Source organism: Mesoflavibacter sp. CH_XMU1422-2, assembly GCF_037029245.1.
Taxonomy (GTDB): Bacteria; Bacteroidota; Bacteroidia; order Flavobacteriales; family Flavobacteriaceae; genus Mesoflavibacter; species Mesoflavibacter zeaxanthinifaciens.
Genome location: NZ_JAYMEE010000012.1, coordinates 20,283 through 36,738 on the forward strand (window position 1 = coordinate 20,283; position 16,456 = coordinate 36,738).

The 16,456-nt window shown below is 32.0% G+C and carries 15 protein-coding genes; 13 read left to right on the forward strand and 2 right to left on the reverse strand.

All coding sequences use genetic code 11. The features are described 5' to 3' along the window. Window positions 1-57 precede the first annotated feature (57 nt). From WA340_RS02720 to WA340_RS02755, 8 genes are all read left to right on the forward strand, one after another. Window positions 58-669 carry a fumarylacetoacetate hydrolase family protein gene (locus WA340_RS02720; protein WP_336127183.1) on the forward strand — a complete coding sequence of 204 codons (612 nt, stop codon included), beginning with the start codon at window positions 58-60 and terminating at the stop codon, window positions 667-669. After that, entirely contained in the window at window positions 670-1,011 is a 342-nt protein-coding gene (locus tag WA340_RS02725; RefSeq protein ID WP_027880096.1) for a hypothetical protein, read from the forward strand. After that, window positions 1,011-2,261, forward strand: a complete 1,251-nt coding sequence (locus WA340_RS02730) for a competence/damage-inducible protein A (protein ID WP_336127184.1) — start codon at window positions 1,011-1,013, stop codon at window positions 2,259-2,261. The genes WA340_RS02725 and WA340_RS02730 overlap by 1 nt, the downstream gene beginning before the upstream one ends. 80 nt (window positions 2,262-2,341) lie before the next feature. Next, complete coding sequence (rpmB, locus tag WA340_RS02735) at window positions 2,342-2,578, forward strand: 50S ribosomal protein L28 (protein WP_027880094.1); 237 nt, start codon at window positions 2,342-2,344, stop codon at window positions 2,576-2,578. A 30-nt stretch (window positions 2,579-2,608) separates the two neighbouring features. Continuing rightward, window positions 2,609-2,791, forward strand: a complete 183-nt coding sequence (gene rpmG, locus WA340_RS02740; RefSeq protein ID WP_027880093.1) for a 50S ribosomal protein L33 — start codon at window positions 2,609-2,611, stop codon at window positions 2,789-2,791. Window positions 2,792-2,827: 36 nt separating this feature from the next. Next, window positions 2,828-2,977, forward strand: coding sequence for a DUF4295 domain-containing protein (locus WA340_RS02745; RefSeq protein WP_081653195.1), 150 nt, complete (start codon window positions 2,828-2,830; stop codon window positions 2,975-2,977). A gap of 164 nt (window positions 2,978-3,141) precedes the next feature. Then, window positions 3,142-4,116 carry a signal recognition particle-docking protein FtsY gene (gene ftsY, locus WA340_RS02750; RefSeq protein WP_027880092.1) on the forward strand — a complete coding sequence of 325 codons (975 nt, stop codon included), beginning with the start codon at window positions 3,142-3,144 and terminating at the stop codon, window positions 4,114-4,116. 82 nt (window positions 4,117-4,198) lie between these two features. After that, entirely contained in the window at window positions 4,199-5,851 is a 1,653-nt protein-coding gene (locus WA340_RS02755) for an amidase family protein (RefSeq protein ID WP_223076354.1), read from the forward strand. Here WA340_RS02755 and WA340_RS02760 read toward each other — a convergent pair. Continuing rightward, the gene (locus WA340_RS02760; RefSeq protein ID WP_336127185.1) at window positions 5,844-6,929 is read right to left on the reverse strand and encodes a serine hydrolase domain-containing protein; all 1,086 of its coding nucleotides are present in this window, start codon (window positions 6,927-6,929) and stop codon (window positions 5,844-5,846) included. The two genes, WA340_RS02755 and WA340_RS02760, sit on opposite strands and share 8 nt — an antisense overlap. A gap of 123 nt (window positions 6,930-7,052) precedes the next feature. Between WA340_RS02760 and rimO the strand changes: the two genes are divergently transcribed. After that, complete coding sequence (rimO, locus tag WA340_RS02765; protein ID WP_336127186.1) at window positions 7,053-8,357, forward strand: 30S ribosomal protein S12 methylthiotransferase RimO; 1,305 nt, start codon at window positions 7,053-7,055, stop codon at window positions 8,355-8,357. Window position 8,358: 1 nt separating this feature from the next. Here the strand turns inward: rimO and WA340_RS02770 are convergent, their stop codons facing one another. Next, complete coding sequence (locus tag WA340_RS02770; RefSeq protein WP_336127187.1) at window positions 8,359-9,615, reverse strand: carboxypeptidase-like regulatory domain-containing protein; 1,257 nt, start codon at window positions 9,613-9,615, stop codon at window positions 8,359-8,361. 128 nt (window positions 9,616-9,743) lie between these two features. On the opposite strand from WA340_RS02770, the gene bshC reads away from it, so the two are divergent. The 4 genes from bshC to WA340_RS02790 all read left to right on the forward strand — a co-directional run bounded on the left by bshC (window position 9,744) and on the right by WA340_RS02790 (window position 16,449). Next, window positions 9,744-11,357: a bacillithiol biosynthesis cysteine-adding enzyme BshC gene (bshC, locus tag WA340_RS02775; protein ID WP_336127188.1), complete on the forward strand. Its 1,614-nt coding sequence runs from the start codon at window positions 9,744-9,746 to the stop codon at window positions 11,355-11,357. Continuing rightward, the gene (locus tag WA340_RS02780; protein WP_336127189.1) at window positions 11,350-12,723 is read left to right on the forward strand and encodes a pyridoxal phosphate-dependent decarboxylase family protein; all 1,374 of its coding nucleotides are present in this window, start codon (window positions 11,350-11,352) and stop codon (window positions 12,721-12,723) included. The genes bshC and WA340_RS02780 overlap by 8 nt, the downstream gene beginning before the upstream one ends. Before the next feature lie 79 nt (window positions 12,724-12,802). After that, entirely contained in the window at window positions 12,803-14,338 is a 1,536-nt protein-coding gene (gene guaA / locus WA340_RS02785; RefSeq protein ID WP_304143271.1) for a glutamine-hydrolyzing GMP synthase, read from the forward strand. A 167-nt stretch (window positions 14,339-14,505) separates the two neighbouring features. Beyond that, complete coding sequence (locus WA340_RS02790) at window positions 14,506-16,449, forward strand: LysM peptidoglycan-binding domain-containing protein (RefSeq protein ID WP_336127190.1); 1,944 nt, start codon at window positions 14,506-14,508, stop codon at window positions 16,447-16,449. Window positions 16,450-16,456: the final 7 nt, after the last annotated feature.

A 16,456-nucleotide genomic window follows, 5' to 3' on the forward strand; every position in this document is an offset into this window, starting at 1 on the left:
GAGTAAGCATCTGTTTTCTAGCAGCGAAGCGGTCTTTACTCTTGATTCTTAAATAATATGAAATTAATCTGCATAGGTCGTAATTACACCAAACATATAGAAGAATTACAAAACGAGCGTCCAACAGAACCAGTAGTCTTTATCAAACCAGATACAGCTATATTATTGAAAAAACAACCGTTTTTTATACCAGATTTTTCAGAAGATGTACACTACGAAGTTGAAGTATTGGTAAAAATAAATCGTGTAGGTAAACACATTGATAAAAAATTTGCCCACAAGTATTATGATAAAGTTGGATTAGGTATAGATTTTACAGCAAGAGATGTTCAGCAAAAATTAAAAGAAAAAGGATTACCTTGGGAAAAAGCAAAATCTTTTGATGGTGCAGCTGTAATTGGTAACTGGATAGATAAGTCAGAAATTTCAGATATTAACAACTTGAATTTCAGTCTGCAAAAAAATGAAATTACCGTACAAAAAGGTAACACTAGTCACATGCTCTATAAAATTGACGAGATTATCGAATATGTGTCTAAATATTTTACATTAAAAATAGGAGACATTATCTTTACGGGTACGCCTGCAGGAGTTGGCAAAGTTGTTGCTGATGACGCACTAAAAGGATATATAGAAGACAAAGAAATGTTTTCGATTAAAGTTAAATAAATGGAACAGCATTATAAATTAGAAAGAATAAAAGAGCTAGCAGATAATGACCAAGATTTTATCATGGCATTAGCACAAACATTTTTAGAAGAAGTCCCAGAAGATGCAGCTGTTTTAAAAACCGCGGTAGAAAATAAAAACTACAAGTTATCTTACCAAACAGCTCATAAAATGAAACCAACTGTAGATATGTTTGAGCTTGGCGTACTTAACGATTTAATCGAAGTCCAAGATTGGGGTAAATTTGAACAAACAGATAAAGATATTTCAAGTAAATTAACTATTGTGCTTACAGCAATAGATAACGCAGTTAAAGAAATTAAAGAAGATTTTAATTTATAATGCAGGCCGAAATAATAACCATTGGAGACGAGATTCTCATTGGTCAAATTATAGACACAAATTCAGCTTTTATAGGTAAAGCGTTAAACTCCATAGGTGTATCTGTATATCAAATAACTTCAATACAAGACGAAAGAGAATACCTAATAAAAGCCTTTAAAGAAGCAGAAGAAAATGCCGATATCATTATTGTTACAGGCGGATTAGGACCAACTAAGGACGATATTACGAAGCATACTTTAGCCGAGTATTTTAATGATACTTTGGTGCAAAACGATTTAGTATTAGCACACGTAGAGCAACTTTTTGAAAAATATATTACGACTCCAATTTCAGATTTAAATCGAAAACAAGCATTAGTACCATCAAAAAGTAAAGTGCTAATGAATAAGTATGGTACAGCGCCTGGAATGTGGATGGAAAAAGGAGATAAAGTTTTTATATCTCTACCAGGTGTTCCCTACGAAATGAAAGCGCTAGTAGAAGATGAAGTACTGCCAAAATTAGCGCATAAATACAAAAGACCATTTATTTTACACAAAACCATTTTAACCTATGGTTTAGGTGAAAGCGCAATTGCACAACGTATAGAACATATAGAAGACCAATTACCAAAACATATTAAACTGGCATATTTGCCTAGTTTAGGACGTGTGCGTTTAAGATTGTCAGGTAAAGGCAACGATGAAGATGTTTTAAATAAAGACATCCAAACGCAAGTTGAGAATATCTTACCATTAATAAAAGATATTTTTGTTGGTTTTGAAGACAATAATAATAGTATAGAACAAATTATTGCCAATCAATTAGTAAAAACTAACCAGACATTGGCAATTGCCGAAAGTTGTACAGGCGGAAAATTAACCCAAACCTTTACACAACATTCTGGCGCATCGGCATATTTTAAAGGCGGATTAGTCACTTATGCTACACAAAGTAAAGTAGATATTTTAGGTGTAGATCAAGCTATTATAGAAAAACATTCTGTTGTTAGTGAAGCTGTTGCAAAAGCTATGGCTATTAATGTAAGAGAAAAGCTGAATGCAGATATTGGGATATCAACAACAGGTAATGCAGGATCAACAAAAGGCGATTCTGATGCAGAAGTAGGAACAGTTTTTATTGGATTTGCCACTAAAGAAGGCGCAAAAGCCTTTCAATTTAATATGGGTAATCATCGTGAGCGTGTAATAAATAAAACCGTAAATAAGGTTTTAGAACTACTTCAAAAAGAAATTTTTGAAAATTAATTATTTAGCTATTGTCAAATAGTAAATAATTAGTATATTTGCACCTCGATTTTTAATAACACTTTTAAAGTTATATAGTAATGTCAAGAGTTTGTGAACTTACAGGAAAGAAGGCAATGGTTGGAAACAACGTGTCTCACGCAATGAATAAGACAAAGCGTACATTTGGAGCTAATTTAATTAAAAAACGTTTTTATATTCCTGAAGAAGATAAGTGGATAACTTTAAAAATATCTACATCAGCGTTAAAAACAATTAATAAAATCGGTATCTCTGCTGCATTAAAAAAAGCAAGAGCTAACGGATTTGTAAAATAATATTAGCCTAATAGGTAAATAATAGTAATTATGGCAAAGAAAGGTAACAGAGTACAAGTAATATTAGAGTGTACAGAGCACAAAGAGTCTGGTAAACCAGGAACATCTCGTTATATTACAACAAAAAATAAAAAGAACACGCCAGACAGAATGGAGTTAAAGAAATTTAACCCAATCTTAAAGCGTATGACAGTTCATAAAGAAATTAAGTAACATTCTTTATTGCAAAGAATTTAAAAAAGATAAAAGATGGCAAAGAAATCAGTAGCATCGTTACAGACAGGATCAAAAAGATTATCAAAAGCTATAAAGATGGTAAAATCTCCTAAAACAGGAGCTTACATGTTCGTAGAGTCTATTATGGCGCCAGACTTAGTAAACGACTGGTTAAAAAAATAAGAATTGTGCTTTAGCAATCCTATTAAGCTACTTTCTGCCCGAAGGTGGCTTTTTTTATTTTAAAATATTGCGTTTCTTTACACTGTAATTATGACAATTTAGCAGTAAAACTATTTGGCTCTATTATTGTAATTGCATCGCTAACAAACAAATATTAAAACTATATGAGTTTTTTTAAAAGAATATTTTCTTCAGAAAAAAAAGAAACACTAGACAAAGGACTAGAAAAGTCTAGTACAAGCTTCTTAGGTAAGCTAAGTAAAGCAGTTGCAGGAAAATCTAAAGTAGATGATGATGTTTTAGATAACCTAGAAGAAGTTTTAGTGACTAGTGATGTTGGTGTTAATACGACATTAAAAGTTATAGAGCGTATTGAAGAGCGAGTAGCTAAAGATAAATATTTAGGTACAGACGAATTAAACCGAATCCTACGTGAAGAAATTGCAGGATTACTATCCGAAACCAATTCTGGAGAAGAAACAGAATATACAATACCAAATTTACCAGCACAATCAAACGGACAAAAGACTCCATATGTGTTGATGGTAGTTGGTGTAAATGGTGTTGGTAAAACAACAACTATTGGTAAATTAGCTTATCAGTTTAAAAAGAAAGGACTTAAAGTTGTTCTTGGTGCAGCAGATACCTTTAGAGCAGCAGCGATAGATCAATTACAAGTTTGGGCAGATAGAGTAGATGTACCGATGGTAAGACAAGAAATGGGATCTGATCCTGCAAGTGTGGCTTTTGATGCTTTACAATCTGGTGTCTCTCAAGATGCAGATGTTATAATTATTGATACTGCTGGTCGTTTACACAACAAAATTAACTTAATGAACGAGTTAACTAAAGTAAAACGTGTCATGCAGAAAGTAGTTGGTGATGCGCCACATGATGTATTACTAGTTTTAGATGGTAGTACTGGTCAAAACGCTTTTGAACAAGCAAAACAATTTACAGCAGCTACCGAAGTAACAAGTCTAGCTGTGACTAAATTAGATGGTACAGCAAAAGGTGGTGTAGTTATTGGTATAAGTGACCAATTTCAAATACCAGTAAAATATATAGGTGTTGGAGAAGGTATAGAAGATTTACAAGTGTTTAATAAATATGAATTTGTAGATTCTTTCTTTAAATAGAAATTTTTCAACATAAATTATTACAAAAAAAGCCTCTTATTTAAAGAGGCTTTTTTTTGTATTTTTATTGAAAACAAAAATCATGAAACTAGCTAAACTCCTAATTGTATTTCTTTTTTTATTTAATAGTTGTAAAGAAAATAATAAAACTGTAAAAGAAGCCGAAGTTGAAAATGAAATAAGCTCTATTTCTACAAAAGACTTTAGAGAGTTTAAAGTTTTAGATTCAAAATACATATCTAATGCTTCAATTTGGGAGCAATTAAATTCGCAATTAGAAGATTTTTCAGAAGAAAATTATCAGCAATTAAAGCCGTTAATTTTAGATCAAAATATACCAACACTTCAGCAGTATATTATTGATGGTAAACTAACTTATGAGAGTCTTACAAAATTCTATTTATATCGAATTAGAAAATTTGACAGAGAAAATGATTTGGCATTAAATTCAGTAATAGCTGTCAATCCTAATGTGATAATGGAAGCTAAAAATAGAGATGAATCTTTTAAAAATATGGATGTTAACGTACGTGATTTATTGATGTCTGTTTATGGTATGCCAATTCTTTTAAAAGATAATATTAATACCTCAGATATGGTAACTACTGCAGGTGCTGTTGCTTTAAAAAATAATAAAACCAATGATGCTTCTATTGTTAAACGATTAAAAGAAAAAGGTGCGTTAATTTTAGGTAAAGCTAATTTAAGCGAATGGGCATATTTTTTCTGCGGAGATTGTCCTAGCGGTTATAGTGCAATTGGTGGACAAACATTAAATCCATACGGAAGAAGAGTTATTGATACAGGCGGATCAAGTTCTGGTAGTGGTGTAGCGGTAGCGGCTAATTTTTGTGTCGCAGCTGTTGGTAGTGAAACTGCAGGGTCAATTTTATCCCCAGCAAGCCAAAATTCGGTTGTAGGTTTAAAACCTACTATTGGATTGGTAAGTAGAAGTGGTGTTGTACCTATTTCTTCCACATTAGATACAGCAGGACCAATGTCTAAAAATGTAATAGACAATGCTATTCTCTTAGAAGCTTTAGTTGGTTTTGATGATGCTGATAGTAAATCTATTGAAACAGCTTCAAGTATTATAAATTATGATGAATTGAAAAATTTTTCTGTAGAAGGAAAACGTTTAGGAGCAATTAAATCTCTTATGAAAGATTCTTTATACTCAAGAGCTGTAAAAGATTTAAAAACTATTGGTTTTGAAATTGTAGAAATTGAAATGAATAACGTTGAATTGCCAGACTTTATAAGACTACTAAATTTAGATATGCAAAAAGATTTACCAGAATATTTTAATGCATATGCTGATACATCTTTAGGTTTTAAAACTATAGATGATATTATCGAATTCAATAAAAAAGATTCATTAAATAGTATGCCTTACGGACAGAAGTTATTTGAAGGTGTAGTTGCAGATAAAGCTTCGGTTAATGAATTGGAGACAATTAAAGAAAAATTAAAAGCCAATGGTAAACTATTTTTTGACAAACCAATGGAAGCAAGTAATGTAGATGTGGTTTTGTCAATTAATAATTATCATGCTGCACATGCTGCTGTAGCAGAATATCCAGCATTAACAGTTCCTATGGGATATGAAGAAAATGGAGCGCCTAAAGGAATAACTTTTATAGGAAAACCACTAACAGAAAATCAGTTATTACAAATAGGTTTTGCTTTTGAAAACAAGACAAAGTATCGTCAGTCACTAAAAGAACTTAATTAATTACCGCATTAATTTTTTCCCAAAGCTCATTATCAAAACCAGATAAACCAAAAGAAGAATTGTCAGGATTAGCAACTTCTCCCATTCTTATGACTACTATGTTTTTGCTAGGTACAACGTAAACTTTTTGATCGTTTTTACCTAAACCAGCAAACATATCTGCTGGTGCATTTGGTATTAATTCACCTGTAAATTCAACTTGCGTTGTTGGTAAGTGAAAGCTTGAATTACCATTTAACCACCATAAATATCCGTAAGCTAAATTAATGTCTTGAGATGTGTTAGTGGCTTGGTTAGTATAACTTTCGCTGATGATTTGTTGGTCTTCCCATTTACCGTTAGCTAACGTCATTAAACCAAATCTAGCCATGCTTCGTGTGTTACTCCAATACACACTTAACGCATTTAAATTTACCCAACTACCAGTCATTCCTATTTTATCACGTAATTTTTCATTAAAATAGGTATCCCAATCTTGTCCAGTAGCTTGTGCAACAACATCTTGCATTTTTACATACACATTGTGATAAGCCCAACGTGTACCAGCATCTGCTAAATATTGAAGATTTTCAGGAGAAACATCATCTCCAGTTTCATCGTCTAAACCAGAAGTCATTGATAATAAATGTTTGCAAGTAATTAGGTTTTCTTTGTTTAATGTAGCGCTTGTCCAACCAGTACCAATATAATCAGAAACTTTATTTTCAATATTTAAAAAACCTTCGTCTTGAGCAATACCAGAAACAGTTGCGGTTAATGTTTTACCTGCGCTTGCCCAATACCAAATACTATTGGCGTTATGACCATTCATATAAGATTCTACAACTATTTTACCGTTGTGCAGGATAATAAAACCTTTTGTGTTTTTTTCATCTAAAAAATCTAATAAAGGTTGAAGTTGGCTTTCATTCCAACCTGCTTCTGCTAAAGTTTTAGTTTCCCAAGTGTCTGAATTTATAGGTGGAAAATATAAACTCTCTTCATTGGCAGTTGGTGTTTCATCAATTTCATTATTGTCATTACTGCTGCAATTCAATATTAAAAAAGAAAATGAAAATAGAAAAAGCAGTTTTTTCATAACAGTTTGTTTTTCAACTTTAGACTAAAGTATACAAAAAAGGTTTAATGTCTGATTTTTAATATTATTTCGACACTTAAAAATCGTAAATCATTACGTATCTTTGCCATCCAAAATTAAGGTATGAGAACTAAATCACTTAAAAAAAATAAAATAAACGTTGTTACTTTAGGTTGCAGTAAAAATGTGTACGATAGTGAAGTATTAATGGGGCAACTTAAAGCAAATGGAAAAGAAGTTGTGCATGAGCAAGAAGGTAACGTTGTGGTTATTAATACCTGCGGATTTATTAACAACGCCAAAGAAGAAAGTGTAAATACTATTTTACATTATATGCAGAAAAAGGAAGATGGCGAAGTTGATAAAGTGTTTGTAACTGGCTGTTTAAGTGAACGTTATAAACCTGATTTAGAGAAAGAAATTCCTAATGTTGATCAATATTTTGGGACTACAGAATTACCTGGTTTACTAAAAGCTTTAGGTGCAGATTATAAACACGAATTAATTGGTGAACGCTTGACAACAACACCAAAAAACTACGCCTATTTAAAAATTGCTGAAGGTTGTGATAGACCTTGTAGTTTTTGCGCAATACCTTTAATGCGTGGTAAACACAAGTCTACACCAATTGAAGATTTAGTAGTTGAAGCTGAAAAGTTAGCAGCAAATGGTGTTAAAGAATTAATTTTAATAGCTCAAGATTTAACCTATTACGGATTAGATTTATATAAGAAAAGAAATCTTGCCGAATTACTTGAAAACCTTGTAAAAGTTGAAGGTATAGAATGGATAAGATTACACTATGCATTCCCAACTGGTTTCCCGATGGATGTTTTAGATGTTATGAATCGCGAGCCAAAAATTTGTAACTATTTAGATATTCCTTTACAGCATATTTCTGATAAGATTTTAAAAAGCATGCGTCGTGGTACAACACAAGAAAAAACAACTAAGTTGTTAAAAGAATTTAGAGCTGCAGTACCAGAAATGACTATACGTACAACTTTAATAGTTGGTTATCCAGGTGAAACAGAAGAAGATTTTGAAACCTTAAAACAATGGGTGACAGATATGCGTTTTGAGCGTTTAGGTTGTTTTACATATTCTCACGAAGAAAATACACACGCGTATAATCTAGAAGATGATGTGCCTGAAGAAGTAAAGCAAGATCGTGCTAATCAAATTATGGAAATACAGTCGCAAATTTCTTGGGAATTAAACCAAGAAAAAATAGGACAGACCTTTAAAGTGGTTATAGACCGTAAAGAAGGTAATTACTTTATTGGTCGTACCGAGTTTGATAGTCCAGATGTGGATAACGAAGTGCTAATCGACGCAACTACAACTTACCTTAAAACTGGCGATTTTTATAATGTTAAAGTTGTAGAAGCAGAAGATTTTGACTTGTATGCACAAGTTGTAGAATAGTTTAAGACTTGTCTAAGTGCCTACTAATTTTTCTAATGGCGCTTTCAATAGATTTTTCGGGTTCAATAATATTATATTCGCCCCAAAATTCTGGGTCAGTAAAACCAGAAACTTCATCTTGAAGGATACTAGATGGTCTTAATCTTTTATTTTCATTAGAGCTTATAGTATTGTTGTCTAAATTCCAATCTGTAATAGCCATTTCACTATTTAATGTGTATTTGCTATTAAAAAGTTTACCCTTCCAATCTACTATAAAAGTTAACAACATGTTGCTGTAACTGTAATACCACTTACCGTTTTTAACTCTGTAAGTTACTTTATAATTAGCTTCTGTAGGAGTTATTTCGACTCTATTAGGCTTTTTCTTTACAAAAAATGAAGATGCTTTAGCTTTGTTTTCAACATTTAAGTTGTAATCAGCACTTGTAAGTGCGTAAGTTTGAGAATCTATATATAGTTTCCCATAGTAAAGTGGCATGTTATAATTAGAGTTTTGTTTAAAGTTAACAACGTAAACCATTCTGCCATTTTTTTCAGTTGATTGTTCAAAACTAAAATCATAGTATTTTATAGATTCATTATTAAAAACATAATCAGGGTATTTAATCATATCTGCGTATAAAGATCCAAATGGTCCACCTTGTAGCTTTAAAGCAAGAGTATCTAATCTGTTATAGTTGGTCTGCTTTCTGGACTTTATTAAGGTTATTTTATCAGATTTATAATTAGTGTAAGGTTGTTTTTCTATGCTTACAATAGCTTCTGCTAAAGAAGCATTTCGGTTTCTCTTTTTTATCGATTCGCGATAAAAACCTGTCATATACGCGTTCTCGGTTAAATAATTTTCACCTTTTAAGGAAAGTGTTTTTTTTACTAAATCATAAGCGTCTTTAGGTCTAACAATATCAACAGAAGCTAATATGGTTGCTGCAGGTTCTAAGTATATTTTAGCATTAGCATTATTAATTTCAGATAGTTTTACTTTTTGCTGTTTATAACCTAAAAATGAAATTATTAAACGCTCATTAAGTTGGTTTTCTGGAATTTTAATAGAAAATTCTCCTTCTCTATTGGTAATCGTACTAATGTTGCTGTTTGTAAGAGATATGTCTGCTAAAGCTAATTCATTTTTATTATTTTGATCTAAAACAACACCTTTATATTCAACTAAGTTTTGAGCAAAACTTATCGAGCAATATAAAGTGGTAAACATTAAAAATATAATCTTTTGTGATGTGAAATTAATCGTTTTCATAACGTTTTTAATTAAAGAGTTATCTATAAATATACGTAAAAAAGCAACATGTTTATTGAGGATTTATGTTAATTTTAAGACATAGAATAGTCTATTCTGTGTTATATTTGTAGTAGAATTTTACACTTATGCCAACAGACTGTATTCCATTTAAAGACACAGGATATTTTTCTACTTTAATAACCGATTATCTCTCAGAAAAAGAAGAGCTAAAACCATTTTATAATCACTTTCCAAAGCTTCAAAATTTTAAATTTCAAATTGAAGAAAAACAAGCATCATTTTCATCTGAAAACAGAAAAATTCTTGCAGAAACTTTAATAGAACAATATCAGTCTTTTGATGCGTCGTTACAAACTTTAAACAATATTGAAGCACTGCGTAAAGACAACACGTTTACGGTAACTACAGGACATCAACTTAACTTGTTTACAGGACCTTTATATTTTTTATATAAAATTATTTCAACCATAAATCTTACTAAAAATTTAAAAGCAACCTATCCAAAGTATAATTTTGTTCCTGTCTATTGGATGGCGACCGAAGATCATGATTTTGAAGAAATTAACTATTTTAATTTCAATGGAAAAAAAATAAGGTGGAATAAAAATGCATCAGGTGCAGTTGGCGAATTATCTACAGAAGGTTTGCAAGAGGTTTTAGAGGTATTCTCTCAAGAGTTAGGACTTGGTAATAATGCAAATACACTAAAGCAATGGTTTGAAAAAGCCTATTTAAAACACAGTAATTTAGCCGAAGCAACCTTGTTTTTAGCAAACCAACTTTTTAAAGATTATGGATTAGTAATTGTTGATGCCAATCACAAAAAATTAAAGCAATTATTTGTTCCTTATATAGAAAAAGAACTTGTAGAGCAAACGTCTTTTAATAAAGTGATGCAGACCAATGCTGAAATTGAAAAAACGTCAGAAAACTATAAAATACAAGTAAATCCAAGAGAAATTAACCTGTTTTATATAGGCGAAAATCTAAGAGAACGTATTGTTTTTGAAGATGAAACTTATAGCGTATTAAACACAAATATTACGTGGACAACTCCTGAAATTAAAGAAGAAATTAAAAATCACCCAGAACGTTTTAGTCCAAATGTAATTTTACGTCCGTTATATCAAGAAGTTATTTTACCAAATCTGTGTTACATTGGTGGTGGCGGAGAATTAGCCTATTGGTTCCAATTAAAAGAAAATTTTAAGGCAAACAATGTAGTTTTTCCAATGCTTCTATTGCGTAATTCGGTACTGTTAAAAACCGAAAGGCAAGCCAAAAAACTAGACAAACTGAATATTAATAATGCTTCATTATTTTTAAAGCGTGATACATTCATAAACAAACGTGTACGCGAAATTTCAAATATAGATATCAATTTTTCACCACAAATAAAGCATTTAAAACAGCAGTTTGAAGATTTATATACATTGGCTGAACAAACCGATAAATCCTTTATTGGCGCAGTAGACGCGCAAAGACGTAAGCAAATAAAAGGTTTAGAACATCTAGAAAAACGTCTGCTTGCCGCACAAAAAAGAAAGTTAAAAGACCATGTACAGCGCATTACAGATTTACAAAATCGACTATTTCCAAATCAAAGTTTACAAGAGCGTAGCGTAAACTTTTCCCAATTTTATTTAGAGTATGGAGATAGTTTAATACCACAATTAATTAATAATTTAGAGCCTTTAAAAAGCGAATTTTTAGTTCTTCAATTACAAGATAATGCATAAGATAGATATAGATTTAGTAGAAATGACGCTAGACGTCATGAAATACACAATAGACCGAATTTCTAAAACAGAAGATGTTATCGGTAAACCTCAAAAAGCTGAAACTTTAAAAGCTTTAGTAGGAGAAACTATTACAGAAAAAGGAATTGGAGGCGAAACCGCATTTAACATGTGGAAAAAACATTTAATGCATGCTAATGTAAAAATTGATCATCCACGTCATTTAGCTTTTGTGCCAGCATCACCAACAAGAGCTGCAGTAATGTTTGATTTAGTAACATCAGCATCAAGCATTCATGGTGCGTATTGGATGGAAGGTGCAGGAGGTATTTTTTGTGAAAACGAAGCTATGAAGTGGATTGTATCCTTGACGGGTTTACCAGAAGGAGCATTTGGTGTATTTACAAGTGGCGGTACTGCAGCAAATTTATCTGCAATAGTAACTGCACGCGAATATTGGAGAAGCCTAAATGAGCAAAACAAAAACGAAAAAGGATTAATTATAACCTCTATTGGCGCTCACTCTTCAATAAAAGCTATGGCAAAAGTGGTGGATGTAGATGTATTATTGGTAGATACTGAAGACCGTTTAGAAGGAGAAGCTTTACAAAGTACGATTAACAGTTTAACCCAGCACCAACGTCAACGTTTATTTGCAGTTGTTGCAACTGGTGGCACCACAAATGCCGGTATTATTGATAATTTAAGCGCAATTGCAGATATCTGTCAAAAAGAAAAGTTATGGTTTCATGTAGATGCTGCATATGGTGGAGGCGCTTTGGTGGCAGATTCTGTAAGACACTTATTTAACGGAATTGAACATGCAGATAGCATCACAATAGATCCTCATAAATGGATGTTTTCTCCGTATGATTGCGGAGCAGTAATCTACAAACAACCTGAATTAGCAAAAAAAGCACATTCTCAAGAAGGATCATATTTAGAAATTTTTAAAGATGAAGGTGCGCATGGATTCAACCCAACAGATTATCAAATACAATTAACACGTCGTGTTAGAGGTTTGCCACTTTGGTTTAGTTTGGCTACACATGGTACCGATAGATATAAACAAGCTGTAGAGCGTGGTATAGAATTAGCTAATATAGCAGGTAAAATGATAGAAGATTATGATCATGTAGAGTTGGTTAGAGAGCCAAGTTTATCGTGCGTATTGTATAGAAGAAAAGGTTGGAATCCAGAAGACTATCGTAATTGGACATTTACAAATCACGATAAAGGTTTTGCATTAGTCACTCCTACAAAATGGAAAACAGGCAATACTTTTGAAACCGTCTCACGTTTCTGCTTTATAAACCCAGATACTACAGAACAAGATATAAAAGCAATATTAGAATCGATGCTTTAGTTGATAGTTTTGTTAAAAAATAAGTTGAAATTTAATATCACATAAATAGTAATTTTCAACGCAATTATTATTTTTGTGCATGCAACACGACAAAGTACTTATTTTAGATTTCGGATCGCAATACACACAACTAATTGCGCGCAGAGTTAGAGAGCTTAACATCTATTCCGAAATACACCCATTTAACAAGATTCCAAACAACTTAGAAGACTACAAAGCGGTAATACTTTCTGGTAGCCCAATGTCTGTAAGATCAGAAGATGCATATCATCCTAACTTATCAGATATAAGAGGCAAAAAACCAATGCTAGCAGTGTGCTACGGTGCACAGTATTTAGCGCATTTTTCTGGTGGCGAAGTAGCAGAATCTAATACGAGAGAATACGGTAGAGCTAACTTAAGTTACGTTGAAGAAAACGAAACTTTTTTAGAAGGCATACATATTGGCAGTCAAGTTTGGATGAGTCATAGTGATACAATCAAGATTTTGCCAGAAAATGGTGTGCTTTTAGCAAGTACACACGATGTGCAAAATGCAGCATATAAAATAGAAAATGAAACAACTTATGCTATTCAATTTCATCCAGAAGTATATCATTCAACAGATGGAAAATTACTACTAGAAAATTTCTTAGTTAAAATAGCAAAAGTTAATCCAGATTGGACACCAAATGCTTTTATAGAAGAAACTGTAGAAGATTTAAAAACAAAGTTAGGTAACGATAAAGTAGTTTTAGGATTATCAGGTGGTGTAGATTCATCTGTAGCAGCAATGCTTTTACACAAAGCCATCGGTAAAAACCTATATTGCATCTTTGTAAATAATGGTTTGTTACGTAAAAACGAATTTTCAGACGTATTAGAACAATACAAAGGAATGGGCTTAAATGTAAAAGGTGTAGATGCTTCGGCACGCTTTTTGGATGCCTTAAAAGATGAAAGTGATCCAGAGAAAAAACGTAAAGCTATTGGACGTGTATTTATCGAAGTTTTTGATGACGAAGCTCATTTAATAGAAGACGTAAAATGGTTAGCACAAGGTACAATTTATCCAGATGTGATAGAAAGTGTTAGTGCAACTGGCGGACCAAGTGCAACAATAAAAAGTCATCATAACGTTGGAGGATTACCAGACTTTATGAAGCTTAAAATTGTAGAACCATTAAAAGAATTGTTTAAAGACGAAGTAAGACGTGTTGGTGCATCAATGGGTATGGATAAAAACCTTTTAGGTCGTCATCCGTTTCCAGGTCCAGGTTTAGCTATCAGAATTTTAGGAGACGTAACAGCAGAAAAAGTTCGTATATTACAAGAGGTAGATGCTATTTTTATCAACGGATTAAAACAAGCAGGATTGTATGACAAAGTATGGCAAGCAGGCGCCATGTTACTTCCGGTAAACAGTGTAGGAGTAATGGGAGATGAGCGTACTTACGAAAAATGTGTGGCATTACGTGCTGTAGAAAGTACAGACGGTATGACTGCAGATTGGGTAAATTTACCATACGAGTTTTTACAAAAAACAAGTAACGATATAATAAATAAAGTAAAAGGCGTTAATAGAGTAGTTTACGACATTAGTAGTAAACCACCAGCAACAATAGAGTGGGAATAAACAAAAAATCGTCACTTCGAGTGATTTTCGAAGTATGAGAAAATAGTATCGAGAAGAATGGCGTTACCACAAGGGTCGGGCTTTCACTACTCGCTTCCCAACAAAAGTTGGGAGAGCTCAAACAAACCGTTCAATCCCTAACGCACTTTTACAACGTATAATTAGATATGAGAAAATTACTATATATTTTAGGCTTATTAATGGTCTTTAGCTGTGCTTCCGCGAAAGCGCAAAATTACAAAACCCATAAAGTCCAAGCTGGGGAAACTTTAGAGCAGATTGCAAAAGAATATAATGTGTCTAAATCTTCTATCTTGGCATTAAATCCTGATGCAAGAAAAGGGTTAAAAGTAAGTTCTGTTTTAATAATACCAAAACAAGGTGTAGTTGTAAAAGAACCAGAAACCACAACAAAAGAAACAAAAACGCTGTTAGGGTTTAAAACTCATAAAGTAAAACGAAAAGAAACGCTTTACAGTTTATCTAAAGAGTATGACGTTACTCAAGAAGATATTAAAAAGCACAATCCAGAATTGTATGCTAACAATTTGCGTAAAGGCGACCGTATAAAAATTCCAGAATATAAAATTGTAAAAGAAGTTGTTGAGACTAAATCGCCTTTAACCACTTATACCGTTCAACCAAAAGAAGGAAAATGGCGTATTGCTTATAAATACGGAATTACGGTACAAGAACTTGAAGATTTAAATCCTGAAATGAATGATGTTTTACAACCAGGTGATGTTGTAAATGTACCAAACAAAGAAGCTGAAACCATAAAAGAAGTAGATGAAAAGTATAGCTACTATACAGTTTTGCCAAAAGAAGGTTTTTATCGTATTAAATTAAAAACTGGGTTAACCCAAGAAGACCTTGAAAAATTAAACCCTGAACTAGAAGAAACTGGATTAAAAGAAGGTATGGTTTTAAAAATACCTTTTAAAGGAAGTAACTCGACAATAGAAGGTGTTGTAAGTAGTATGACTACAAATGCAGGAAAAGTAGATCTAACAAAAAGTAATATAAATCCTGAAACTAAAAAGATAGCAATCATGCTTCCTTTTGGTTTAAATAAGGTAAATACAGATTCTATTTACGACACCAAAAAACAAATCGAAACAGATAGATATTTAAGTGTGTCTTTAGATTTTTATACAGGTGTAAAAGTAGCATTAGATTCTTTGCAAGAGTTAGGTGTAAATCTAAAAGTTGATGTGTTTGATACACAAAATAGAGAAAGCGAAGTGGCTTCAATTTTAAGAAGAAATGATTTTTCAGAAACTAGCGCAGTCATTGGACCAATGATGAAAGATAATTTTAACACAGTAGCTTCACAATTAAGCAATCAAAAAATACCCGTAGTTTCACCATTAACAAAAACGGTAAATTTAGGAGACAATGTTTTTCAGTCAAGACCATCTGAAGATATGTTAGAAGACGCTATAATTAATTACTTTAAAAAAGACTCAACAGCACATGTTATTATTATTTCAGATAAAAAACATAAATCTATAAGTGATAAATTAAAAAGAGAGTTTACAAGAGCATCAATTTTATCTTCAAGAACAGAAAGAAAAACAGGAAAAGATGCGTATTATGTATTAGATCAAGATATAATTAATGTGTTAAAACCAGGAAAAAATGTGGTGTTTTTAGAAACAGACAATCCAGGTTTTGTATCTAATGTTTCAAGTCTTTTAAATTCAAAAATTGTAACAGGAACAAATATAATTTTAACTACTACAAAAATGGATAAGGCGTTTGAGGATGAAGAAGTAAGAAATACACATTTATCTAATCTTAGCTTTACGTATTCAGATATTAAAAAATCTTTTAACGAAGACGAAAACAATAGTTTTGCAAAGCGCTACAAAAGTACTTATAATGAATTACCAAATAGTTATGCAACAAGAGGCTTTGATATAACTATGGATGTAGTGTTACGTTTAGTTACATCAGAAGATTTATATATGTCTGCAAACCAATACCCTTTAACAACCTATGTAGAAAATAAGTTTGCTTACAAGAAAAAGCTATTTGGCGGTTATTACAATGATGCTGTTTACTTAGTAAAATACAGTGATTTAAAAATAGTAGAAGTAACCGAGTAATTTTTTA